This window comes from Actinomadura rudentiformis, from assembly GCF_008923185.1.
GTDB lineage: Bacteria > Actinomycetota > Actinomycetes > Streptosporangiales > Streptosporangiaceae > Spirillospora > Spirillospora rudentiformis.
Genome location: NZ_WBMT01000010.1, coordinates 291,636 through 315,805, shown reverse-complemented (window position 1 = coordinate 315,805; position 24,170 = coordinate 291,636). Strand labels below are relative to the sequence as shown.

Here is a 24,170-nt window from a genome sequence, read left to right as displayed (position 1 = left end):
TGGTGTGCGTCGTTGGTGGGTCAGGCAGGGTTCGGTGGGTCAGGCCAGGTTCGGTGGGTCAGGCCAGGTGGACGTCCACGCCCGCGTCCCGCAGGGCGTCCAAGGTCTGCGGGCCGCCGGGGTGCGTGCCGGCGTCCTCGGCGGCGGTGTCGGTGACGAAACCGTGCACCGCGCTGAGGGGGGCGACCTGGCTGAACGCGCGGACGCCCAGCTTGGTCGCGTCCGCCACCGTGATGGTGCGGGTGGCCTGGGCGAGTCCGATCTGCTTGACGGCCGCGTCGTCCAGGGAGAACTCCGACCAGCCGTGTTCGGCGTGGACGCCGCCGATGGACATGATGAAGCAGTCGAAGACCAGTGATTCCAGCGTGCGCAGGGCCAGCGGCCCGACCAGGGACCGTTCGCCCGGCCGGGAACGACCTCCCACGATCAGGAGCTCGACGCCGGGCCGGTCGGCCAGGCGCATCGCCGTCTGCAGGCTGAGCACCGCGACCGTCAGCGGTGCCCGAGCGGCCAGGTGTTCTGCGACATGTACCGTCGTGGTCCCCGCGTCCAGCAGTACACGCGATCCGGGTGTCACGAGTCCGGCCACGGCCGCGCCCAGGCGGTCCTTGGTGGCGGCCTGCCAAGGCTCGCGTGCGGAGAATCCCGCGTCCTCCTCACGCGATCGGGCGGGGACCGCGCCGCCGTGCACCCTGCGGATCAGGCCTTGGCGCTCAAGCGCGTCCAGGTCCCGGCGCACGGTCATCTCCGACACACCGAGACGCTGGGACAGCTCGGACACGGAGACTCGGCCAGAACCCTGCACCAGGCGCAGAGTCAGGTCCAGACGATTGGCGATGCCCACCCGTCCGTTCTAGCACATTATGATGTTCGTTCGAACATCTCTGTGTGCGAACCGCGAAAGGTGCGCCGGTACGCGTGGCGTGGTGCCCAGCACCGAGTGGTGGCTCCCGTCACCTCTGCCAAGACGGCCCTGAGCCTTGAGGCCCTGTCCGGTGGCCGCTTCGTCATGGGCATCGGCGCCGGCGGGCCCGGCGGAGACTCCGACGCCTTCGGTGGCGGTCCGCTCAACCGCGCCGAGCGCACGGCGCGGTTCGCCGAATGGGTCGAACTCACCGATCTGCTGCTGACCCAAGCCGACACCGACTTCAGCGGCCGCTACTTCGCCGCTCGCGAGGTCGCCATCGGCGGTGGCAGACCCCGCAGGCCCCCGCTGGCCGTTGCTGGGACCGCCAAGCGTGGCATGGAGCTGGCGGCCCGCTTCGCCGATCTGTGGATCACCCAGGATGCCGGCCAGGATCCTGGCGCCTATGCCGGCACGCCTCACGCCGAGGTGCGGCGCCAGATCGTTCTGCTGGACGAGGTCTGCGCGGAGCAGGGCCGCGACCCCGGCACGCTGCCCCGCCTGGCGGTGCTGGGGTACGGGGGCGAGCGCCCGCTGGCCTCGATCGAGGCGTTCCGTGACTGCCTGGGCCGATATGAGCAGATCGGCATCACGACCCTGGCCGTCCTGTGGCCCCGCGGGGATCAGGCCCGAGCCCAGCTCGCGGTGCTGGAACAGGCCGCCGGTGAGGTGGGCGCCAATTGTCGCATTCGGGGCGGATTGGCGTAGTGACACGTTGTAGGGTTTCGTGATCATGAAATTGCGTGGACGGAACGTCGTGTTGTACGGGAACTTCTCGACGCTGGGGAGGGACGAGGCCGTACGCCGGCTGCAGGCGGCCGGGGCCCGGGTGGCCGATGACGTGACCGAGGAGACCGACCTCATCTTCATCGCGTCCGGCGAGCGGGGGCCCATCCCGCGAACCGACACGATGCTTCAGAAGCCGTACTTCGACGAGGCCGCGTTGGCGGGCATGCTCGAACGCGAGGAAGGCATCGTTCCGCCGGCTCCCGCGCTGCGGCCGTTTCTGACTCCGGGCACCCTGGAGGCTGCGGGCGACGCCGACGCGCTGCGGGCTCTGCTCGACGGGGCCGACTGGTCCGCGTTCGTTCCGGAGCGCGACCTTCCGCCGTTGCGGGCTCGTCTGGAGAGCCTGGAACGCGAGGCGGGAGTGACCGACGTCCACCGGCTGGCCACGCGGCGGCTGGTCGAGACCGGGGCGCGGTTGCTGCATTCGTACGGGCACGATGTGGAGATCGTCGCTCACGCGCTGAGCCCCGACGGTCGCCACCTCGCCACGGGGAGCTGGGTCGGCGACGACTACGACGCGGGCGGGGTCCTGCAGATCTGGGAGGTCGCCAGCGGGCGGTGCGTGCACACCGTGGACGGGATCATGGGCGGCGTCGGATGGCCCGACTACGCGCGGTCGATCCAGTGGTCCGCCGACTCGTCCCGTGTCGCCGTTGCCCACTGCACCAACATGGTCGGCGTCTGGAACCGCGAGGACAGCGAGCCGCTCGCCACGATCGACGTGTCGGACGGCAACTCGCGCCCGTCGGAGTACGCGCTCTCGCCCGATGGCCGGAGCGCCTACTACCACTGCGGCACCAACGGCGACGGCGGGCTGCAGGGCTGCCTGCTCCCCATGGACCGCGGGGTCCTGTACTGGCTGCCCAGCCACGCGGACGGCGACCATCCCTACCTGATGGCGCGCGACCTTCCCGACCGTGTGCGCAGGGCGTTCGACGAAGCCGACTCACGGGAGGACGACGGCTTCAAGGTCGGGCAGTGGATCGAGAGACCGGTCTGGTCACCGGACGGCACGCGGCTGTTCGGCTCCAACGCCATCAGCGTGGACGCCGAGACCCGCCAGGTCGTCTGGTACGCGCCCGCCAAGATCGCGGAGCTCAGCCCGGACGGGCGGCGCGTCGCCGTGGTCACCCACCGCGGCCTGTTCTTCCGCGACGCCTCCGACGGCCGGATCCTCTGCGGGCCGTTCGCCCTCGGCAAGCCCGGCTCGCTGCACTGGGCGCCCGGCACCGACCGGCTGGCCGTGCTGACTCCCGTGACGATCGAAGCTCCGCCGTCCGTCCACATCTTCGACGGTGAGCGCCACGTCGGCAGCCTGCCGCTCCTGCACCCCGAGTGGCAGTCCGATGAGCGCTGGACCGGCGACCGCAACCCCTGGGCCTGGGCACCGGGCGGGGAGCGCGCCGCCTGCCTGACCCTCGACGGGGTCGAGGTCTGGTCCTTCGCCGACCCCCGCGATCCGCAGCAGGTGAACGTCCTTTCCGCAGGTGACGCCGACTCCGTCCACTGGGGCGCGAACGACACGCTGGTGCTGGTCGACGCCAGGCGCGTCCGCTTCGTGCGGGCCGGCACGGGGGAGGAGGTGGGCGACTTCACCTTCCTGCGCGTTCCGCCGAGGCCGCGCCCCGTGGAGGGTGACGTCCTCGCCGATCTCCTGAGCCGTCAGATCTTCGCGCTCGACGATGACACCTGGGCGATGACGCTGAAGCCCGATGTCGTCATCGCTCCTGCCGATTCCGAGGACGAACTCGACTCCGTGCTGGCCTGGGCGGTAGGGCACCGCCATGCCTGGCCGGTGCGGTGGGGCGGCCTGCGGGTGCTGCCCGACGCCCGCGCGGCCGCGGCCGTCCTCGACTCCGAGGACGGCGAACTCCTGCGTACGTTCGAGGAGGAACTGCAGGAGCCCGTGGCCGATCCGGCGGAATGGCCACCGGCGAACACCGCCGGCTTGGGCGAGCTGTACGAGGTCGCTCGTCGTTGCGCCGTCAGCCATGACCCGGACCGCTGGGGCTTCGCCATCGGGCGGAACCTGCGCGCCGCCGCCCGGCTGCGCGCCCGCCACGGGACTCCGGAAGGCGCATTGGCCCTGGTCGACGGGATCCCCGACCCCATGGACGTCATCGCCGCGGCGTCCGACATCGCCGTGATCTTCGCTCGGGCCGGCTGGGCGGACCCCGCGCGCGCCGCCTACGCCCGTGCCGAGTCCCGGGTCGTCCAGGCGGCGGGCAAGCCGATGAACGCCGACACGGCGTCCTCGTTCGCGGCCGCCTGCCAGGCGATGGGGAACGCGAGGGCGGCCGGGGACTGGTTCCGGTACGCCCGCGCGGCCATCACGGTCGAGCCCAACCCGTGGGAGGACCACCTGGCCGTCCTCCACTCGATGCTGGAGTGCGGACGCGACGACCTGGCCCGGGAGATCCTGGCGGATCGCAACGGCCACCCCGCGGTCGACTACGCATCCGAGCCGGAGTGGCTGGTCTACCTGCTGCGCAGTGGCCGGATGGACCTGGCGTACGAGTTCCAGCGCCTGCCCGGCTGGGAGGTGCCCTACGAGGTCCTGCACGTCCTCGCTGAGGCCGGACGCCCTGACCTGCTGAAGACGTGGGGCGACCATAACTGGGCGGTCGACGACGAGCGCGTCGACCAGGCCCACCGTGCCGCAGCCGCGGGCACCCCGCCGATCAGGCCGCTGACGCCGACCGCCCAGGACCTCGCCGAGCTCTCGGAGGGCTACGCCGAGATCCAGCGCATGCCGCACTCCCAGCGCCAGCACCCCATTGAGCTCCTGATCCAACGCGCCGCCGCCTGCGGCCACTTCTCCGCCGTTCTCGATCTGCTGGAGCTGCTGCCGCACGACGACGAGTTCAACGGTCGTACGTCGTCGGCCTTCAGTGCACTGTGGCTGGCTCACACCGGTTTCAATCAGGCACCGTGGTGAGCAGGCGAGCAGGAGCACCCTAGGACAGGAGCGCTTCGCCGAGCCGTCGCCAGTGCGGCATGGCGGACTGGCCTGGTTCGACGCCGATCACCTGCACGGTGACGTGGTCGGCGCCCGCGTCGACATGGCCATGGAGCTTCTTGACGATGGTGTCGAGGTCGCCCCAGAACACGAAGTCGTCGATGAGGCGGTCGCTGCCACCGTTGCTGATGTCCTCCTCCGAGTAGCCCAGGCGGCGGAACTTGGCGATGTTGAACTTGCCGTTGAGGTAGGCGTGCATGTGCTCGCGCGCCATCGCGCGGGCCTTGCCGGGGTCGGTCTCGAACAGCACCGCGTGCTCGACGCCCAGGAACGCGTCCGGTCCCAAGATCTCCCGCGCGTGCGCGGTGTGCGCCACGTTCACCTTGTAGCAGTGGGCGCCGGCCGAGCGGTCGCGGGCCAGCTGGAGCATCTTGGGCCCGTACGCCGCCAGGATCCGGCGCATCGGGGCCTTCGGCGCGGGGTTGGGCGTCTTGCGCGCGTCCAGCTCGTCGAGCTCGTCCAGGTATTCGGTCATTGCCGTCATCGGCGTCGTGCCGGGGCGGTCGTTGCCACCGAAGCCGAGGCCGAGCACGTGCCGGTCGGGATAGGCGTCGGCAAGCAGGAGGGCGGCGCCATGCGTCCACATCGCCCCGCGCGACCAGATCTTCGCGATGCCGTTGACGATGTGCATCCGTTCAGTGGAGGCGAGCAGGAAGCCCGCCTGCGTGAGCGCCTCGCGCCCGAGCAGCTCGGGGAACCAGAGTGCCTTCCATCCCCGCTCCTCGAGCTCCTGGACCGAGTCGCGCATCTGCGCGGCCGGCTGGAACTCGAAGTCAAAGGTGTAGACCCCGAACGTTCCAAGGTCGAGGCCGTCAATGCTGCCCATCGAACATCCCTCGTACATGTCGCCGATCAGAACACATCGAAGTATCGCAGATTTACGATGTGAACGCCACGTGCATGCGGTGCCGGTCAGGGCATGTCTCGATCGAGCAGCAGGTCAGCGGCGATTCGTGGTGAGGTCCTGGGTACCGATGACCTTGAGGAGCCGCAGGGCCTCGTACGAGGACGAGCCGGGTTCGGCCGTGTAGAGGACCAGGCGCTGGTCACGGTCGGGGATGCTCAGCATCTCGCAGCACAGGACCAGCGGACCGACCTGTGGATGGTCGATGGTGGTGCACATGGTGCGTTGCGCGCCGACCTCGTGATCGGCCCACAACTCCGCGAACTCGGTGCTGCCGTCGAGCAACTCCGCGACCAGCTCGGAGATCTCCAGGGAGCCGGGATAGCGTGCCGAGGCCGCTCGCAGGTCCGAGACGATGTCCCTGGCATAGCGCTCGGTCCGGGGCACGCCGAAGCCCGGTTTCGCCGTGCTGTCCAGGAAGATGTGCCGTGCCAGATTGCGCTCCTTCGGCGCGAGCGTGGAAAAGTCGGTGATGAGCGCGGCGCCCAGGTCGTTCCAGGCGAGCACCTCGAACTTCGCATCGATGATCAGAGCCGGGATGGCGTCGAGCCTGTGGAGCATCTGCAGCATGCCCGGGCTGACATCGCCGCGCGGCCCCGCCGGCCCGTCCGGCAACTCGCCTGCCAGGCGGTAGAGATGCGTGCGTTCGTCGCCGGACAGGCACAAGGCCTGGGCCAGTCCCGCCAGCACCTGCCTGGACGGATGAGGGCCGCGGCTCTGCTCCAGCCGTGTGTAGTAGTCCACCGAAATGGCGGCCAGGACCGCGACCTCCTCGCGGCGAAGCCCCGGCGTGCGGCGTCGCCGTCCTGCGGGCAATCCGACATCTGCCGGCCGCAGCCGTTCCCGTCGTGTACGGAGGAACGCGGCGAACTCATCCTTGTCCACCACACCAGCCTGCCAGGCGGTCCGAGCCGCAGACAGGGATCGCCAGTCCCTGGCTAAGCCGACTCTGCCACCGGCCCCGCGAGTCCTCCAGCCTGATCGGTATGACAACGAACGAGATGGCCCGCGCAGTGTTGTTCCACGAGACCGGTGGACCCGAGGTCCTCCGGCTGGAGAACGTCCAGATCGGCGACCCCGGGCGAGGAGAGGTGCGTATCCGCATCGATGCGATCGGGCTCAACCGTGCCGAGGCGCTGTTCCGCTCCGGCGCGTACTGGCTCTCGCCCGACCTCCCCTCGTCCCGCCTGGGCCACGAGGCCGCCGGGGTGGTCGAGGCCGCCGGTGAGGACGTTCACCACCTCAAGCCCGGCGACCCGATCAGCACCGTCACGATCGGCGACATGTCCGCGCACGGCGTCTATGGCGATCGCGTCATCGTCCCCGCATCCGAGGTCATCGAGCGGCCGGCCGGCATCGACGCGGTGACCGGCGCCGCCACCTGGCTGGCGTACACCACCGCCTACGGCGCCCTCGTCGAAGTCGGCCGGCTGCGCCCGGGCGCCACGGTGCTCATCACCGCCGCCGCCGGAGCGGTCGGGATCGCCGCCATCCGCATCGCGAAGCACCTCGGCGCGATCCCCATCGCCACCACACGCGACGAGACCAAGCACGCGCAGCTGGCCGAACTCGGAGCCGCCCACGTCGTTCCGGCCGACCATGTCCTCAAGGAGGTCCAGACCCTGACCGGCGGGCGCGGCGCCGCCCTCGTCCTCGACGCGATCGCCGGTCCCGGTCTGGAGACCCTCGCCCAGGTGGTGGCTCCGGACGGCACCCTGATCGTCACGTCCAACCTCGACCCGAGCCCCACGCCCCTGCCCTGGACCTGGCCCCTCGATCTGCGCAAGTACGCCAACCCGATGTTCTACGGAGCCGACCCGGCGCGGATGGAACGGGCCCGCCGCTTCATCACCGCCGGCCTGGACACCGGCGCCTTCGCACCCGTGATCGATCGCACCTTCGATCTCACCGAGATCGTCGAAGCCCACCGCCACCTGGATTCCAACGCCCACGTGGGCAAGGTGGTCGTCGAAGTGCGGCACTAGCCGCCGGGCCGTGCAGGTTCCATCGAGCTCAGAGCGGCCCCACCGCTAGGCGTCCACGACGGAGAGGACGATCTTGCCGGTGGCGCTGTTGGTCTCGCCGTGGGCGTGCGCCTTGGCGGCGTCCGCGAGCGGCACCACGGTGTCGATCTCGACGCGCAGGCGGCCGGACTCGACCAGCGCGGCGATCTCCTGCATGGCGTGGTGGTCGGGCTCGACCAGGAGCGTCTCGGCGCGGATGCCGGTGGTGTCGAACTCCTCCAGCAGGCCAAGGGCGAGCGACACGATGACGCCGCCGGGCTTGAGGACCTTGGCGGACCGCGCCCCGTAGTCGCCTCCGATGGTCTCCAGGACGACGTCCACGTCGCTCACCGCTTCGGCGAAGTCGGTCGTCCGGTAGTCGATCGGCTCGTCCACCCCCAGCGACCGGAGGAAGTCGTGCTTGGGCGCGCTGGCCGTGCCGATCACGTACGCGCCGCGGGCCTTGGCGATCTGCACGGCCAGATGGCCCACGCCCCCGGCGGCCGCGTGGATCAGCACGCGCTGGCCCGCCTGGACGCCGGCGACGTCGACGAGGGACTCCCAGGCGGTGAGGGCGGCCAACGGGATGGCGGCGGCCTGCACATGGTCGATGTTGGCGGGCTTGCGGGCGAAGTACCTCGAAGGCGCCGCGACGTACTCGGCATGGGAGCCGTGGCCCTGCGGGTACTTGAGCATGCCGAAGACCTCGTCGCCCGGCTTGAGCAGGGCCACTCCCACGCCGACCTTCTCCACCACGCCCGACACGTCCCAGCCCAGGACGAACGGCGGTTCGCCCACCGTGTAACCGGCCTGCCGGTTCTTCCAGTCGGTGGGGTTGAGCCCGGCCGCGTGCACGCGGACCAGGACCTCGGTCAGCCCGGGCTCGGGCCGGGGGAGTTCGATCTCCTTCAGCACCTCCGGGCCGCCCAGAACGTCCTGGCTGATGGCCCGCATAAGCGTTGTCGTCATGACGATCAGCCTGTCCGTTCGGGCGGCGGCGCCGGAAGTGGCCTGATTGCCAATATCTGTAAGGATCTGGCCAACCCGGGGCCCGTGGATCCGCCCAGTGGCTGCCGAGCCACTGGGCGGATCCGTAGGGCGGCGGTCACCGGGCGGTGGTGGCGAAGATGCTTCCGGCGGGTGCGGCGGGAGTGCCGGTGGCCACGCCGTAGAACGGGTGGAACCGGCCGGGGCCGGTGCCCAGTCCGATGTAGTCGCCGACGAAGAAGCCCCCGGCCACGGCGGCGCCGGACATGTCGAAGTCGGAGCCGATCTTCGTCTCGCTGAAGGTCCGGCCGCCGTCGTGCGAGTGCAGCAGCAGGGTGCTGGTCGTCAGCGGCGCTCCGGAATCGTCGTTGCGGAAGTCGTAGTGAAGCACGCCGACCGTGCCGTCGGGCAGCACGGCGATCGCTGCGGTGAAGGCCTGCGTCGAGGTCACCTTGTTGATGGCGTACGACACGTTCCGCCAGGTCCGGCCACCGTCGGTCGACTTGGCCAGCGCGATCTGGTCACGGGCGCCGCCCGTCGAGCGGGCGTCCTGCCAGACCATGTAAACGGTCTTGCTCCCCGGGCGCGGGTCGGCGGCGATCGAGGGAAGGATGTCGCCCGTACGGACCGGTGCCCCGGTCGTCGGGTCGGTCACGCCGGCGAACCGATGCCTGTCCACGATCACCGGGCGGCCCCAGGACGCGCCGCGGTCGGTGGAGCGCTGTGCGGCGATGTTGAAGTCGCTCACCTGCTGGTCCGCGTCGAAGATCAGGTCGAAACCGTTGACCAGCGCGCGGTCGCCGGTCTGCACGATCTGGTTGCCGATCGTCTGGTTGCCCGCGCCCGGATCGAAGATCGGCCGTGCGCGCTGCCACGTCCGGCCGCCGTCGACGGTCCGTGCGAACCAGGTCGGACCGCGGAACTCGGTGGGGGCACCCGGACCGGCCGAGCGGAGGGAGTTCAGGCGCCGGCTGAGAACGCCGCGCCCGCCGGTCGTCTTGGCCGCGGCGGCGGCCTGCGCGTCGGGGATCTCCAGCCGATCCCAGATTGCGTAGGCGAAACGGGAGTCGAAGCGATCGGCCGTCAGGCTGTTCTTGTCATTGAGGATGTTGGGAGAGGTGTCGCGGCGCAGCTCCGTCGTGGGGCCCCACGTCCGGCCGCCGTCGGTGGACCTGCTGACCAGCATGGCATGGTTCGCGTCCTGCGCGATGTCGAGCGCGAGGCTCATGAAGTAGGCGTTGCCGTTGGGGGAGATCGAAGTCCACGGATCGGTCGCCCGCTCGTAGTCGCCCTTGTTGGCCGCGGTGCCGCCCGTGCAGCGCGCGTGCCGGGGCTGGACCGCCGACAGCCGCCAGGACCGCCCGCCGTCGAGGGAGAAGGCGGCGAGGTTGGCGTTGGCACCGCCGTTGGACCAGCGGTCCTGCTGCCAGCCCCCGATCAGGTTGGACTTCAGCCTCGGGTTCACCGACACCCACGGTTCGACCTCGGTACCGGGATAGTTGGTGCCCGTCTGGGCGCCGGCCGGCACGCCGTTGCAGGGCGCGCCCTTGGGCCCGGCACCGGGGAACGGGCTGCCCTCCGGACTGACCTGGACGGGGGACCGGGCGGTGACGGGGTCGGCTGCCGCACTGATCGCCGGAGAGACCACCAGGGCCAGCGCTCCCGTCAGTGCCATCGCGGATCTGCGCATTCATGCCTCCTCGGACACTGGATGCAGTCGAGTTCGACCTTGAAGCCGGGAGCGAGCCCAACGTCCGCCCGCCGAAGAGACCTGTCAACGTCCGGTAACGGACATCGAGGTGACCGACCGCGGCGTGGAGGTGCCACACCCTGCCGGTGCGCGGCGTATATCAACGCGGCATATATCAAGGGGTGTCCGGATCGTGCCGATCCTAGGATCGGTTGCCATGACATCGACGGACCCCCGTCCCACCGCCGTCGCCGCGGAACTGGCTGTGCTCATCGGGCATGAGGACGCGCGGGTGCGGCGGTCCGGGCTTGTGCGCCTTGCCGCACACCTTGAGGCCGGCCATCATGCGGAGCGGGCGCGTCATGATACGGAGCCGGCGGCATATGCCTCGTCGCTGCCGACGTTCCTGGACGAGTCGGCTGAGGCGGCGCTCGCGCTGGCGCGCATCTACCTGCGCCTGCGCCGGTACGTCCGGTCCTGGCCCGACTGGCGCGCCGCCGATCTGCCGGTCCCCGTCCAGATCGCGTGGCTGAGCGCCGAGATCGCCGACCGGCCCGAGACCGTACGGGAAGAACCGGCCGGGGATCTGCTCTATCAGGCCGTGCGCGGGATCGGCGCGGTCCACCTGGACGACCCCGAGCTTCTCATCCGTGAGCTGGCGGGACGTCCTGACGCCGTACTGCGGGCGGAGGCTTTCCGGGTCACGCGCGAGGCACTGCATGCGGCCCTGCTGTCCCCGCGCCGGGCGCGGACGCTCGTCATCGGGCTTGCCGTCGACGTCCCTGACGCCTTGCGCGAACTCGCCGAGCCCTGGGCGGCCCTGGATCCGCTTCCGCACGAGCAGGTGCGCCGCCTCCTCGAAACGGGACCGGCCGACGCGGCGATCGAGGTCGCGGCCCGGCACGGGCACCAGGCCCTGCTCCGCGACGTCGCCGCCGACGACGGGTGGCCGCCGGAGCCGCGGCGCCGGGCGCTGGAGGCGCTCGGCGGACTGGCGACCCGGGACGACGTGACGGATCTGCTCGGCGTCGCCGCCCGGGACCCGCTGCTGCTCGCCGGACCCGCCATCACGTGCCTGCGCGGGCTGCACCGGCGCGGCCACTTCCCGTCCGGACGGGACGTTCCGGCGATCGTGGGCCTGGCACTCGCCGATCACTCGGCTCCCGCCGACGAGATCGCCACCCTCCTCTACCCGGTCCGGCACGAGGCCGTCCGCGAGCTGACCGCCGACGACCCACGCCGCCTCGAACTGCTCGTCGCGCTCGACGCGCAGGGCACCGGCGAGCCGATGGCGGGGGGCGCCGTCACCGCCCTGGCGCGCGCTGCCCAGGACCCGGCGCCGTTTCTGCGGGCGATCCGGGCATTGCGGCACGAGGCCGCCGAGGAGACAGTCATCGAGCTGCTGCCCCGCGCACCGCGGGCGGGGCTCGACGCGCTGGAGGCCATCGGAGGTGCGCGGACCGTCGCGGCGCTGCGCGCGGGACTCGGGCTGGACGGCGGCGACGTCGCCCCGCACCTGAACCCGATCCTCCACCGCGCCCTGGAACTCCTCTGGCATCTCAGCGAAGACCCGGCCGACCGGCGATCGATCCTGGATCGCCTCAACCCGCGGGACCTGCCGCCCCGTGTCGCCGCCGACCTGGGCGGCCCGGATCCGCGCGAGCTGGCCCTGCTCCGTTCCGCCCTGGACCCCGGCGAGCCGGTCGAGGCGCTCTGCAGGATCGCCCGCAACGGCGACGCGAGCACCGTCCCGGTGATCGCTGACCTGCTGCTGCGGATCGTGTCCGACCTCGCGGAGGCCTGGCGTTCGGGCGCTGGTTCCGCCACGCCGAGCGTCGAACCCCACGTGCCGGACGACGCCGTGACCGCGATCCGCGACCTCGGCGGCCGGCTCTTCCGGCGGGGCGCCATCCGGCCACGCAGCCTGCTGGACGCCGCCGACGAGACCGAGGCCGGGAACGCGCTCGCCGCAGGCATCGCCCTGGACCTGCTGGAACGTCCCAGGCTCACGCCGCAGGAACAATCGATCCTGCTCAGCCTCCTCCTCCGCATCCCCTCCTGCCGGGTCAGGGCGCGGGTCCATCCGTTCCTGCGGCATCGGGACCGGCACGTCCGCAAGCACACGATCGCGCTGATCGCGCGCGACGCCGGGGACGCGCGGGCGCTGTCGGCGAGGCTGATCCCGCTCACCGCCGCCGACGACCCGCAGACCGTGCGGCAGGCGCTCGTCGCGCTGGGGGAGGCCGGCGCGTCGTGGGCCGTGCCCGCGATCGCCGCCTGCCTCGACCACCCCACCATGAACGTCAAGAAGACGGCGGCCGCAGCCCTCGCCCGTGCCGGCGCACCCGAGGCGGTGCCCAAGCTGCTGGACTGGCTCGGCCGTCACGACAACCCCGGCCTGCGCGAGGCGCTCACGGAGGCCCTGCGTGCGATCCTCGGCGACGCCTTCGCCGCCACCCTCCTCGCCGCCGCGGACCGCGCCACGGATGAACGCACGCGAACCCTTCTGCTCCGCCCCCTGGAGGGCGCGCCCACTCGGCCGCTCTCGGACGTTGACGCCCTGACCTCCGGCCCCTGGGACGCCGGGATCGCGCGCCGTGTCGTGGCCGCGAACACACTCTCCCCGCGGCTGCGGCCCTTCCTGGCGAACTGGCTGGATCTCGCCGACGGTGACCTGGTAGTCCTGCGGTTCACGCTCCGGCTCTGCTCTCCGCCCTGGTCGGACGCGGAGATCGAGACCTTCGCCCGTGCGTCCCGGACGCTGATCGACGCGCTGCCCGGTCACGACGACGACGTGCTCGTGGACCTGCTCGACCAGGTGATCGCCCGGTTCGATCCCGTCCGGAGGCTGGAGACGGCCGATCGCCTGCGGCGGATGCCGCTCGGCAGAGCCGCGATCGTCCTGCTACGTCGCTGCGACGCCGTTCTGACCAGGTCCGACCTGGAACGCGCGCTGGAGCACAGCGGCCCCAACCCCTGGCTGACGCAGGAGACGGTCCTGCGGGAGGCGTTCGGCGTACCGCCCGGCGTGCCCGACGACGGGAACTCCTCCCGCACCCGCCTCGACGCGCTGATCAGCGACTTCCCGAGGGCTTCACCGGATGTCCAGCCCGCCCTCCTCGACCAGATGATCGGGTTGCAGCCGCTCGGGGCGCCGCCCTGGACCGTCGCCGAGGAGGCCCGCCGCCCCGCAACGGCGACCCGCGTCCCACGCCCTGCCGATCTGGACCAGCCTCGCTCGCAGGCGCAACGCGAACGCCTCCTGGCCATGCTGGACGATCCCGACAGTGCTCGCCGGGAGACCGCCGCCCGCGTCCTCGTCGACTGGCCCGAACCCGAGGTCCGCCGGGCGGTCCTGCGCGCCTTCCTGGACTCCCGGATCGATGTCGTTCCCGTCTCAGTGTCAGCCTCAGTGCTCTCCACGGCGACCGCCGCGGACCTGGCGGCGAACCCCGAGCGCACCGCCCGCCTGGTGGCCCGGTCCCCGGCCGATGTCGAACGGCTCCTACCGCAGCTGATCTCCTCCTGGGAGCACGGCGACTCCGCCGTCCGCGACGCGGTCGCCTCCGCCCTGCGCCGCGTCCCCGCGGACATCGTGGCCGCCGCACTCTCCGACCGCCTGGACGCGGGCGCCTGGGGCTTCCTGGATCTCATCTCCGGCCGGACACTGACCCGTAGCCCCATCCTGACCCGCACCGTCCAGCGCCTGCGCGGCGAGGGGCGAGACGATCTCGCCGGCCACCTCGTCCTGGTCGACGGTCCGCTGCGCGTCCCCGGTGCGGCCCGCGAGGACGAGGCCGCGCTCTCCTCCCTGCGGGAACGCCGGCCTCCGGCGCCTGAACCCTCCAGGGCAGACCTGTTCCAACAGGCTCGCGAGGGCAACCCCGCCGAGGTCAGGCGGGCGCTCACCCGGCTGGCCGAACGCCACACCACCGACCCCGACCTCCAGGAGCTGCTCGCGAAGCTGATCGCCCACCCGGAGACGCGGGTCAGGCTGCATGCGCACCGCGTCTCCCGCGCCGTTCTCGACCGGCCCGCCTACCTGGAGCAGACGGCGCGGCTCCTGAGCGACCCGCAGCCCAACGTCGTCCGCTCGGCCATCAAGACGCTGAGCCACGCCGCCTGGGAACCGGCGATCCCCGGCCTGATCGCCCTGCTCTCCCACAAACGTCCGCCCGTCCGAAGCGCCGCCGCCGAAGGTCTCGTGGCCATCGGCGAACCCGCCGTCCCCGCGCTCAAGCACGCCGCCGGCCGCGCCCGTCCCGACCGCCGCGCCCGCTACACCGACGTCCTGGACGCGATCGCGGCGGGACGCTAGATCTCTCGAAGGAGAACGAGACGTACCGCCCGATGCTGGTTAGATCGAGCGAGGCGGCGCTGACGGAGACAGATGGAGACCCGGACGGAAACGGAGGGAGACCCGATGAGCATGGCCCCGAGGACGGACACGCCGCACATCGCCGACAGCCACGACCTGATCTGTGTGCACGGTGCGCGCGAGAACAACCTCAAGGACGTCAGCGTCGAGATCCCGAAACGCCGGCTGACGGTGTTCACGGGCGTGTCCGGGTCGGGCAAGAGCTCGCTGGTGTTCAGCACGATCGCCGCCGAGTCCCAGCGGATGATCAACGAGACCTACAGCGCGTTCGTGCAGGGCTTCATGCCGACGCTGGCACGGCCCGAGGTCGACGTCCTGGACGGGCTGACGACCGCGATCATCGTCGACCAGGAGCGGATGGGTGCCAATCCCCGCTCCACCGTCGGCACCGCCACCGACGCCAACGCGATGCTGCGCATTCTCTTCAGCAGGCTCGGGCAGCCGCACATCGGCCCTCCCAAGGCGTTCTCGTTCAACGTCGCCTCGGTGAAGGGGAGTGGGGCGATCACCGTCGAACGCGCAGGCAAGGGCAAGGCTGAGAAGAAGACGTTCACCGTCCTCGGCGGCATGTGCCCGCGCTGCGAGGGCACCGGTCGCGTGACCGACTTCGACCTGACCCAGCTGTACGACGACAGCAAGTCGCTCAATGAGGGTCCGTTCACCATCCCCGGCTACAACGCCGACGGGTGGTACGTGCGCATCTTCGCGGAGGCGGGCTTCCTGGACCCGGACAAGCCGATCCGGAAGTACACCAAGCAGGAACTGGACGACTTCCTGTACCGCGAGCCGACCAAGGTGAAGATCGACCGCACCAACCTCACCTACGAGGGGCTGATCCCGCGGATCCAGAAGTCGTTCCTGGCCAAGGACCGGGAGGCGATGCAGCCGCACATCCGGGCCTTCGTGGACCGCGCGGTCACGTTCATCACCTGTCCCGACTGCGAAGGCACGCGTCTCAACGAGACCGCCCGTTCCTCACGGATCGCGGGAATCAACATCGCCGACGCGTGCGCCATGCAGATCAATGACCTGGCCGAATGGGTTCGCGGTCTCGACGAGCCGTCGGTGGCGCCGCTCCTGGGCTCGTTGCGGCACAGCCTCGACTCGTTCGTGGAGATCGGGCTCGGCTATCTCAGCCTCGACCGGCCCGCCGGCAGCCTGTCGGGCGGCGAGGCGCAGCGCGTGAAGATGATCCGCCACTTGGGCTCAGCGCTCACGGACGTCACGTACGTCTTCGATGAGCCCACGATCGGGCTGCATCCCCATGACATCCAGCGGATGAACGACCTGCTGCTGCGGCTGCGCAACAAGGGCAACACGGTGCTGGTCGTGGAGCACAAACCAGAAATGATCGCGATCGCCGACCACGTCGTGGACCTCGGCCCCGGCGCCGGCGCAGCAGGCGGCACGGTCTGTTTCGAGGGCACCGTCGAGGGGCTGCGGGCCAGTGACACTCTGACCGGGCGCCATCTGGACGACCGGGCCGCCGTCAAGGACGCCGTGCGCAAGCCCACCGGCACGCTGGAGATCCGTGGTGCGAACAAGCACAACCTGCAGGATGTGGACGTCGACATCCCGCTCGGGGTGCTGACCGTGATCACCGGTGTGGCCGGTTCGGGTAAGAGTTCGCTGGTGCACGGGTCGATGCCCGCTGACGCGGGAGTGGTGTCGATCGACCAGAGCGCGATCAAGGGCTCGCGGCGCAGCAACCCGGCGACCTACACCGGGCTGCTCGACCCGATCCGTAAGGCGTTCGCCAAGGCCAACGGGGTGAAGCCGGCGCTGTTCAGCGCCAACTCCGAAGGTGCCTGCCCCAATTGCAACGGTAACGGGATCATCTACACCGACCTGGCGATGATGGCCGGTGCCTCGACGACGTGCGAGGAGTGCGAGGGCAAGCGGTTCCTGGCATCGGTGCTGGAGTACACCTTCGGCGGCCGTGACATCAGTGAGGTGCTCGCGATGTCGGTGACCGAGGCCCAGGAGTTCTTCGGCTCCGGCGAAGCGCGCACCCCAGCCGCGCGCACCATCCTGGACAGGCTCGCCGACGTCGGGCTTGGTTACGTCAGTCTCGGCCAGCCGCTCACCACACTCTCCGGTGGTGAACGTCAGCGGCTCAAGCTGGCCACGCACCTGGGCGAGAAAGGCGGGGTCTACGTTCTGGACGAGCCGACCACCGGCCTGCACCTGGCCGATGTCGAGCAACTGCTCGCCCTGCTCGACCGCCTGGTCGACTCCGGCAAATCCGTCATCGTCATCGAACACCACCAGGCCGTCATGGCCCACGCCGACTGGATCATCGACCTCGGCCCCGGCGCCGGCCACGACGGCGGCCAGATCATCTTCCAAGGCACGCCCGCCGACCTCATCACCGCCCGATCCACCCTCACCGGCCAACACCTCGCCGCCTACGTGGCCCCCTGACCAATCCCCACAGACACTCGTCGGCGTCGTTGTTCAAGGAGCCTTCAATGATCGTTTGACTACCGTGTGGACCATGATCCGATCACGGTGGATTGACGCGCTGCTCTGGCTGCTGGTGCTTCCGTTCACCGTGTGGGCGGTCCTGAGGATCTCGGGCTGGACGCCCACCTGGCACTGGGTGTCGCTCGTCGCCTTCACTCCCTACGTGGCTGCGGCCTCTGTCCTGCCCCTGATCCTCACGCTCGTGCTGCGCCGCCGGGCGGTGGCGTTGACGGCATTTGTCACGACCATCGCGTTCGCCTCGGTCGTCATGCCAAGGCTCCTCCCCGACGGCAACCCTTCCGCCCACGGAGCGCGGCTGCGGGTGCTCAGTGTCAATCTGGCGGTGGGGCAGGCCGATGTGACTGCCGTGATGAAGCTGGTACGCGCCGTCCGGCCCGATGTGCTGACGGTGCAGGAAATCACGCCGCAGGCGGCCGGAAACCTGGACAGGGCAGGGCTGCGCACACTGCTGCCGCACGTCGTCGACCGATCGTCCCTCGACCTGCCGGGCTCCGGCATCCATGCCCGTTACCCGCTCACCGAACTACCGATGATCGAAATCGGCGGATTCCGGCAGGCACGGGCGACGCTTCAGCACCCGAGCGGCCAGCGCGTCGAGGTGGTTTCCGTACATCCTTGCTCTCCCAGCGACGTGCACGATACGCCGTGCTGGGCCGACGGCCTCAAGGCCCTGCCGAGAGCGGGCGGCGTGCTCAAGGTGCTCGCGGGTGATTTCAACTCCACCCTCGATCACCGTCCCCTGCGTGATCTGCTCGGGAGCGGATACCGGGACGCCGCAGACGCCAGGGGGAAGGCGCTGATACCGACCTGGCCCCAGCGCTGGTGGAACGTCCCGGGGGTGACACTCGACCATGTTCTCGCAGATCGCCGGATGGCAGTGGAGGACTTCAGCGTGCACTCCCTGCCCGGCACCGATCATCGCGCGGTGTTCGCCGCCCTCCGCCTGCCATGACAGAAGTGGCGGCCGTTCAGATCGTGCCACCGAGCTTGGCTCGTGGGATCTCGGCGAACCCCGACAGGGTGAACCAGCTGGGGACCATACGCCGCAGTTCTTGCGGGCCTTGGACGGTCAGCTCACCTCTGCGTAGCGCGTCGGCCCAGCGCAGATCACCGCGCCAGACCCCGACCATGTTGCGCAGGCTGGTCTCCACCGTCACCGCGACCTCGTGACCCGGGTCGAAATCGCACACGTCCGCCTCGCCCTGCGCGATGACCAGCCACCAGTGCCGGGACTTCGCGGGCACATCCGGAAACCGGAACAGGACCACCGTCCGGCCGGGCGGCGTGGCGGCATGGTTGACGTTGCGGCGCATGTCCCACAGCAGCAACGTCGGATCGAGGTCCTCGTCGCCGAGTTCGCCGATCCACCGGATGCCCCAGGCGCCGAGCGCCTCCACGATCGGCCGCAGCTCCAGCCCGGCCTCGGTCAGCAGGTAACGCACCTGGTCACCCTCGTCCTGGCGCTTCACGACGCCCGCCAGAACGAGCCGGTTCAGCCGCTTGGACAGCAAGGTGGGCGACATGCGTGGCACGCCGCGGCGCAGCTCGTTGAAATGCCGGCTGCCTGACAGCAGCTCACGGATGACGAGCAGAGTCCAGCGCTCGTCAAGCAGTTCCATGGCCTTGGCCACGGGACAGAACTGGTGGTACGAGGACCCCATTGATGCAGGCTAGATCCGGCCTGGCGGCTAGTACAGATCCTGTACTGGAGAAGACGTACCGCGCATTCTTAGCCTCGGACCGTAGCCGGAACCGAGGGGGCGCACATGAGTGAACTGAAGGCCAAGCACCGGGCGATGTGGGCGCAGGGGGACTACGCCGCACTCGCAAGGGAGGTCATCCCAGAGCTTGGCGCGAGTCTGGTCGAGGCATGCGATCTACGGCCGGGACAGCGGGTGCTGGACGTCGCGGCGGGTACGGGCAACGCCGCCATCCCCGCCGCCCTGACCGGCGCGGACGTCGTCGCCAGCGACCTGACGCCGGAACTTCTGAAAGCCGGGCAGGCGGTCGCGGCTCAACGCGGCGCGCATCTGAACTGGGAGGTCGCCGACGCCGAGGCGATGCCGTTCAAGGACGCGGAGTTCGACGTCGTCATGTCATGTGTCGGCGTCATGTTCGCACCGAATCACCAGGCCGCCGCCGACGAGCTGGTCCGCGTCACCCGTTCCGGCGGCACCATCGCGCTGCTGAACTGGACGCCCGAAGGGTTCATCGGGCAGATGTTCGCCACGATGAAGCCGTACGCGCCGCCGCCCCCGCCAGGAGCTCAGCCGCCTCCGCGATGGGGTGACCCCGACCACGTCAAGGCGCTGTTCGGCGACCGGGTGGAAGACTTCACCGCCACCCACCGGACCGTGCGCATCGACCGCTTCAAGACGCCGGAGGAGTTCCGGGACTACTTCAAGGCGTTCTACGGCCCGACCATCGCCGTGTACAGGAACATCGCCGACGCCCCCGAACGCGTCGCCGAGCTGGACGAGGCCCTGGCCGCGCTGGCCCGCAGCCACCTGGGCGAGGAGGGCATGGACTGGGAGTACCTCCTGGTCACCGCTCGCAAGATCTGACATGGCCGACGGCCACCGAGAGAAACCCGCTTCATCGCCGGTCCTTGGGGCCATCGCACGTAGGACGTACGGCATCACGCCGCCGTGGCGGTAGTGGCTGGCCTCCCGCGGAGCGTCGAGTCGTATCCGGGCCTGGAAGGCGATGTTTCCGGCGCGGACGGTTGCGCATGCGGGCACGACGCCCTCGTTGAGGGGGGCCAGTCCGGTGATGGTGATGGTCTCCTCCCCGGTCAGGCCGAGGTCGTCGGCGTTCTGGCCGGGCGGGAACTCCAGCGGCAGGATCCCCATGCCGACGAGGTTGAACGTTGGCGAACGCGCCGCGCAAGCCTCGGCGCCGGGGCGTGCTGTACGCCACCGCGCTCGCCCTCGGCTGGGCGGGCCTAGCCGCACGCCGTCTTCCCATGGACATCCCCGAACCGGACGGCGGACGCTGAGCCAACGGGTGTTCTACCTGGGTGATGAGCCTGTGGAGGTCGTTCTCCGGTTGGCCCGGGAGCGTTTCCGGTCGTGTTGGCGTTCGAGCTGGACCATGAGCGGACGGCTGCCGAACAGGCTCAGTTGCTGCACGTGGACAGGTGCCAAGCCGAGCGCCAGGGCGTGGCCCAGTCCGCGCGCCTCGGGCAGAAGCACGACCGCCCGTCCCTCGTCGGTGAGGACTCGGGCGAGTTCGCGCCACCATCGCTCCGGGTGCCCGGCGAGACGCCCACCCGCGCCGACCTGCTCTCCCCAGGGAGGGTTGCACAGCACGCGGTCGATGCTGCGGTCGGCGACGGGGAGGGCGCCGGCGTCGCCGTGCTCGACGGCGATCGGAAATGGCCCGGCGTTCTGCCGTGCCGCCCGGCGCGCGGCCGGATCGAGGTCGAATCCGAGCAGCGCGGTGCCCGGCACCGTGTGGTGGGCCTCGATGAGCAGCGTTCCCGCTCCACAACAAGGATCAAGCACCCGCTGGCCCGGATGCAGTGCGGCCGCCTGAGCCATGGCGGCGGCGACCGGCGGGTGCAGCGTTCCCGGAATGGTCGCGTTCTTATAGGCGCGCCGGTGTGCCGGGCGCCGCCCCAAGCGGAGGAGCAGGGTGGCGTGAGTGCCGTCCAGCGTCAGCCGCCATCCGCTGTGGCCGGGCGGCGGAGGTTCGCCGTGCCGGCGTGAGTGGTACGGCACACCTGCGCGCTCCGCCAGGACGCCGCCGACAGCGTCCTCGATGTCGTAGCGGTTGTACGTCCTGCGCCCCAGGAAGGACGCCGAAATCTCGATCCCGCCGAACCCGGCTGGGCCGCCGCGTATCCGGCGTTCCCGTGCGAGACCTTCCAGGTCGACCGTGCGGGCCATCTCGGCCAGGGCGGCGAGGTCACGCTTGTGCGGACCGACGTCGTCCCGGCGGCGGACCAGCAGGAAGACGTCGTCCGCGGTCCGCAGCCGTACGTCGTCGCCGGTCCGGAAGCCCACCTCACGGTGACCGATCCAGTCGATGGTCGCGGAACCCGTCTGCAGAATCTCCGTGCCGAGTGCGGGCTCCAGCCCGCGTACGCACCGCGCCACCAGGCGCGCCGCCGTCACGAGACGGTCGGCGTGCCGGGACGCAGATGCCGAACGAACACGCGCCGTGTGCGCATGATGCCGTCTTCTCCCACGTCGCAACCCGGGACGGTGAACGACCGTCCCGCATCGCCGGCGCCGGGTTGATCCTCGTCGTGCCGACGGAGTGGTCAGCGCAGGTGGAAGAAGTACGTCATGGCCGAAAAGCGTATCAGCGTGGATCAGTCTCCGACTTGTCCGGTCTGCTCTGCTCCGTCGAGTCCGGTGAGCAGTTCGCGTAGCAGGTCGGCGAGCTGCGTGCGGCGGTCAGGTGGCAGGTGGTCGAGGAATTGGTCTTCGGTGGTGAGCAGGTCGGCGACGACGCGGTCGAGCAGGGCGTTGCCCGCGTCGGTGAGGGTGACCGCGCGCGCGTGGTAACCCGATCCGGTGGCGGTCCGTTCGACCAGCCCGGCCTTGACCGCCCGTTCCACGCGTTGGGTGATCGCGCCGCGGGTCACCATGCACGCGTCGGCCAGTTCGCCGGGGCTCATCCGGTAGGGCGGGCCGGAACGCCGCAGTGTGGACAGCAGATCCAGGGTGGCGACGTCCACGCCGAGATCGGCGAGGAGGCGGCGGCGCCGGTCGCCGAAGATCTTGGCGGCCCACCAGATCCGGGTGATGATCCCGATCGACTCCACCGGGACGCCTGGCAGCTCGCGCCGCCAGGCGTCCTGGATGGCGTCGGCGCGGTCAGCGGCCATGTTCGGCTCCGCCGTTGACCTGGATGATCTGTGCGGTGATGTGCCCGGCGGCGGGTGAGGTGAGCCAGTGCACGGTGTCGGCGATGTCGCGCGGGGTTCCTGCCCTGCCGGTGTGGGTCTGCGCGACGAGCATCGCGTGGCGTTCGTCGTCCAGGGCGCCGCCGAAGAACTCGGTGTCCTGGATGAACCCCGGGGCGACCACGTTGACGGTGATGCCGCGAGGGCCGAGGGCGGCGGCGAGATCGAAGGCGTAGGGGTGCAGGGCGGCCTTCATCGGGCCGTAGGACGTGCCGCCCGAGCCCCGGATGGCCGCGATCGAGGTGATGAACACGATCCGCCCAGAGGGGTTCAGCAGATCCCCGAACGCCTCGGTCGGCAACACCGCCGTCAGCACGTTGGCCCGGAAGTTGCCCGTCCACCGCTGGGCCACGCCGTCGGACCCGCCGTGCAGCTCGAGGTTGCCGCCGGCGTTGTTGACCAGCGCGTCGATCGTGCCGAAGCGTTCGGCCAACTCGGCGCGCACGCGCTCCACCTCGGCCGGCTCGCTGAGGTCCGCCGGCAGCGCCGTGGCGCCGATCTCCTTGGCCGTCCCCTCCAGCACGTCGGCACGGCGGCCGATGATCACCACCCGGTCCCCGTCGGCCGCGAAACGCGCCGCCACCGCCTTCCCGATGCCGGTGCCACCGCCGCTGACCACGATCGTGCGCGTCATGCCAACCTCCCTTGAGTTTAGGTCTAAAGTCAGCCTAGCAAAGGATATCGATGCGGCGGCACGGTAGCCGCGGATGATCCCTGCAGTCTCCAGTCCACGAACGCGTCGCCGGCACTGGAGACGCTCAGCCGCACCTTCTCGGCCAGATCTGTGAGCGTGATGCGGCCCGGCTAGCATCCAGCCATGGCAGCCGACTCCATCCCCGATGACCAGGCACGACAGGGCGCAGCCGGGAAGGCCTCGGCATCGGTCTTCGACACCGTCGTGGACCGCAGGAACTCCAACTCCCTGAAGTGGGCGTACGCCCATCACCTGCTGGCGGCCGACGAGGCCGCAGCCGATCCGCTGCCGATGTGGGTCGCCGACACCGACTTCAAGGCCCCCCAAGTCGTGATCGACGCGCTCCACCAGGCCGTGGACCACGGTGTTTTCGGGTATCCCGGCGGCGCGACCGACAGCTACCTCGACGCCGTCACCGGCTGGCAGGCCCGGCGGTTCGGCTGGGAGGTGCCAAGGGAATGGGTGCTGCAGACCGCGGGCGTCATCACCACACTCAAGACCGCCGTGCAGGCGTTCTCCGCGCCGGGCGACTCGGTCTTGATCCAGCCGCCGGTGTACGCGCACTTCCACGACGACGTCCTGCTCAACGGCCGCCACCTCGCGTTCGCCCCGCTGGAGCGGACCGACGACGGCTACCGGTTCGACGCCTGGACGTTCGAGGCCGCCATCCGGCCCGACACCAGGCTGTTCATCCTCAGCCACCCCCACAACCCCACCGGGAACGTCTGGACCGAGGACGAACTGAGGGTCATGGGCGAGATATGTGCCCGGCACGACGTCCTGGTCATCTCCGACGAGATCCACCAGGACCTCATCATCAACCCGGACAAGAAGCACATCCCGTTCGCCTCGCTTGGCCGGGAGTTCGCGCAGAACAGCATCACCTGCACGGCCCCCAGCAAGACCTTCAACCTCCCCGGCCTGCAAAGCGCCAACATCTTCGTCCCTAACCGCAGGCTGCGCGACGAACTGGCCCGCCAGTACGACCGAAACCTGTTCCCCCTGGTCAACGTGCTGGGCATGGTCGCCGCCGAAGCCGCCTACGCGCACGGTGAGCCGTGGCTGGAGGAACTGCTCACCTACCTGCGCGGCAACCACACCCACTTCGCGCAGGCGGTCAACAGCGCCACCTCCAAGGTGCGCGTACTGTCGGCCGACTCCCTCTACCTGGCCTGGATGGACTGCCGTGACCTGGGGATGAGTGCCGAGACCCTGGACAAGTTCATGCTGACCAAGGCGCGCCTGTGGCTGGACAAGGGCCAGAAGTTCGGCATCGAGGGCCACGGCTACATGCGGGTGAACCTGGGCTGCCCCCGCTCCACGGTCAACGAAGCCGCACGACGGCTGATCACGGCCCTCGAAACTCTGTGAACCGCGATTTCATTGCGAGGACCAGGTCA

Annotated in this window: 18 protein-coding genes; 9 read left to right on the top strand and 9 right to left on the bottom strand. The window is 70.2% G+C overall.

The window, feature by feature from the left end; translation table 11 throughout:
* Positions 1–58: 58 nt before the first annotated feature.
* A complete protein-coding gene (locus tag F8566_RS22715) occupies positions 59–844 on the bottom strand; it encodes a DeoR/GlpR family DNA-binding transcription regulator (RefSeq protein ID WP_151562994.1) in 786 nt (261 codons plus the stop codon).
* Positions 845–943: 99 nt separating this feature from the next.
* Here F8566_RS22715 and F8566_RS22710 point away from each other — a divergent pair, with 99 nt between their 5' ends.
* Positions 944–1,612, top strand: a complete 669-nt coding sequence (locus F8566_RS22710; RefSeq protein WP_192809811.1) for an LLM class flavin-dependent oxidoreductase — start codon at positions 944–946, stop codon at positions 1,610–1,612.
* Positions 1,613–1,637: 25 nt separating this feature from the next.
* Positions 1,638–4,631, top strand: a complete 2,994-nt coding sequence (locus F8566_RS22705; protein ID WP_151562990.1) for a BRCT domain-containing protein — start codon at positions 1,638–1,640, stop codon at positions 4,629–4,631.
* A 19-nt stretch (positions 4,632–4,650) separates the two neighbouring features.
* Here F8566_RS22705 and F8566_RS22700 read toward each other — a convergent pair whose 3' ends face one another.
* Entirely contained in the window at positions 4,651–5,538 is an 888-nt protein-coding gene (locus tag F8566_RS22700) for a TIGR03620 family F420-dependent LLM class oxidoreductase (protein WP_151562988.1), read from the bottom strand.
* Positions 5,539–5,652: 114 nt separating this feature from the next.
* A complete protein-coding gene (locus tag F8566_RS22695; protein WP_151562987.1) occupies positions 5,653–6,501 on the bottom strand; it encodes a helix-turn-helix transcriptional regulator in 849 nt (282 codons plus the stop codon).
* Between the two features lie 101 nt (positions 6,502–6,602).
* Between F8566_RS22695 and F8566_RS22690 the strand changes: the two genes are divergently transcribed.
* Positions 6,603–7,601 (top strand): zinc-dependent alcohol dehydrogenase family protein, encoded by a 999-nt coding sequence (locus F8566_RS22690; RefSeq protein WP_225993418.1) that lies wholly within the window; start codon positions 6,603–6,605, stop codon positions 7,599–7,601.
* A 45-nt stretch (positions 7,602–7,646) separates the two neighbouring features.
* On the opposite strand, the gene F8566_RS22685 is transcribed toward F8566_RS22690, so the two are convergent.
* Together F8566_RS22685 and F8566_RS22680 are read right to left on the bottom strand one after the other, a co-directional pair.
* A complete protein-coding gene (locus tag F8566_RS22685; RefSeq protein ID WP_151563146.1) occupies positions 7,647–8,573 on the bottom strand; it encodes an NADP-dependent oxidoreductase in 927 nt (308 codons plus the stop codon).
* 151 nt (positions 8,574–8,724) lie between these two features.
* The gene (locus tag F8566_RS22680; protein ID WP_151562985.1) at positions 8,725–10,296 is read right to left on the bottom strand and encodes a sialidase family protein; all 1,572 of its coding nucleotides are present in this window, start codon (positions 10,294–10,296) and stop codon (positions 8,725–8,727) included.
* Between the two features lie 217 nt (positions 10,297–10,513).
* On the opposite strand from F8566_RS22680, the gene F8566_RS22675 reads away from it, so the two are divergent.
* From F8566_RS22675 to F8566_RS22665, 3 genes are all read left to right on the top strand, one after another.
* Positions 10,514–14,614: a HEAT repeat domain-containing protein gene (locus F8566_RS22675; RefSeq protein ID WP_151562983.1), complete on the top strand. Its 4,101-nt coding sequence runs from the start codon at positions 10,514–10,516 to the stop codon at positions 14,612–14,614.
* Between the two features lie 105 nt (positions 14,615–14,719).
* Entirely contained in the window at positions 14,720–17,098 is a 2,379-nt protein-coding gene (locus tag F8566_RS22670) for an ATP-binding cassette domain-containing protein (protein ID WP_151562981.1), read from the top strand.
* 73 nt (positions 17,099–17,171) lie between these two features.
* A complete protein-coding gene (locus F8566_RS22665) occupies positions 17,172–18,113 on the top strand; it encodes an endonuclease/exonuclease/phosphatase family protein (RefSeq protein ID WP_151562979.1) in 942 nt (313 codons plus the stop codon).
* 16 nt (positions 18,114–18,129) lie between these two features.
* Here F8566_RS22665 and F8566_RS22660 read toward each other — a convergent pair whose 3' ends face one another.
* Positions 18,130–18,822 carry a winged helix-turn-helix transcriptional regulator gene (locus tag F8566_RS22660; protein WP_151562977.1) on the bottom strand — a complete coding sequence of 231 codons (693 nt, stop codon included), beginning with the start codon at positions 18,820–18,822 and terminating at the stop codon, positions 18,130–18,132.
* A 105-nt stretch (positions 18,823–18,927) separates the two neighbouring features.
* Between F8566_RS22660 and F8566_RS22655 the strand changes: the two genes are divergently transcribed.
* Together F8566_RS22655 and F8566_RS52330 are read left to right on the top strand one after the other, a co-directional pair.
* Positions 18,928–19,725: a class I SAM-dependent methyltransferase gene (locus F8566_RS22655; RefSeq protein ID WP_192809810.1), complete on the top strand. Its 798-nt coding sequence runs from the start codon at positions 18,928–18,930 to the stop codon at positions 19,723–19,725.
* Positions 19,726–20,030: 305 nt separating this feature from the next.
* Positions 20,031–20,159 (top strand): hypothetical protein, encoded by a 129-nt coding sequence (locus F8566_RS52330; RefSeq protein WP_264159386.1) that lies wholly within the window; start codon positions 20,031–20,033, stop codon positions 20,157–20,159.
* Between the two features lie 13 nt (positions 20,160–20,172).
* Here the strand turns inward: F8566_RS52330 and F8566_RS22650 are convergent, their stop codons facing one another.
* The 3 genes from F8566_RS22650 to F8566_RS22640 all read right to left on the bottom strand — a co-directional run bounded on the left by F8566_RS22650 (position 20,173) and on the right by F8566_RS22640 (position 22,710).
* Positions 20,173–21,279 carry a methyltransferase domain-containing protein gene (locus F8566_RS22650; RefSeq protein ID WP_225993417.1) on the bottom strand — a complete coding sequence of 369 codons (1,107 nt, stop codon included), beginning with the start codon at positions 21,277–21,279 and terminating at the stop codon, positions 20,173–20,175.
* A gap of 200 nt (positions 21,280–21,479) precedes the next feature.
* Complete coding sequence (locus F8566_RS22645) at positions 21,480–21,998, bottom strand: MarR family winged helix-turn-helix transcriptional regulator (protein WP_151562975.1); 519 nt, start codon at positions 21,996–21,998, stop codon at positions 21,480–21,482.
* Positions 21,988–22,710 (bottom strand): SDR family NAD(P)-dependent oxidoreductase, encoded by a 723-nt coding sequence (locus F8566_RS22640; RefSeq protein WP_151562973.1) that lies wholly within the window; start codon positions 22,708–22,710, stop codon positions 21,988–21,990. The genes F8566_RS22645 and F8566_RS22640 overlap by 11 nt, the downstream gene beginning before the upstream one ends.
* A gap of 183 nt (positions 22,711–22,893) precedes the next feature.
* Here F8566_RS22640 and F8566_RS22635 point away from each other — a divergent pair, with 183 nt between their 5' ends.
* Positions 22,894–24,141, top strand: a complete 1,248-nt coding sequence (locus F8566_RS22635) for a MalY/PatB family protein (RefSeq protein WP_151562971.1) — start codon at positions 22,894–22,896, stop codon at positions 24,139–24,141.
* Positions 24,142–24,170: the final 29 nt, after the last annotated feature.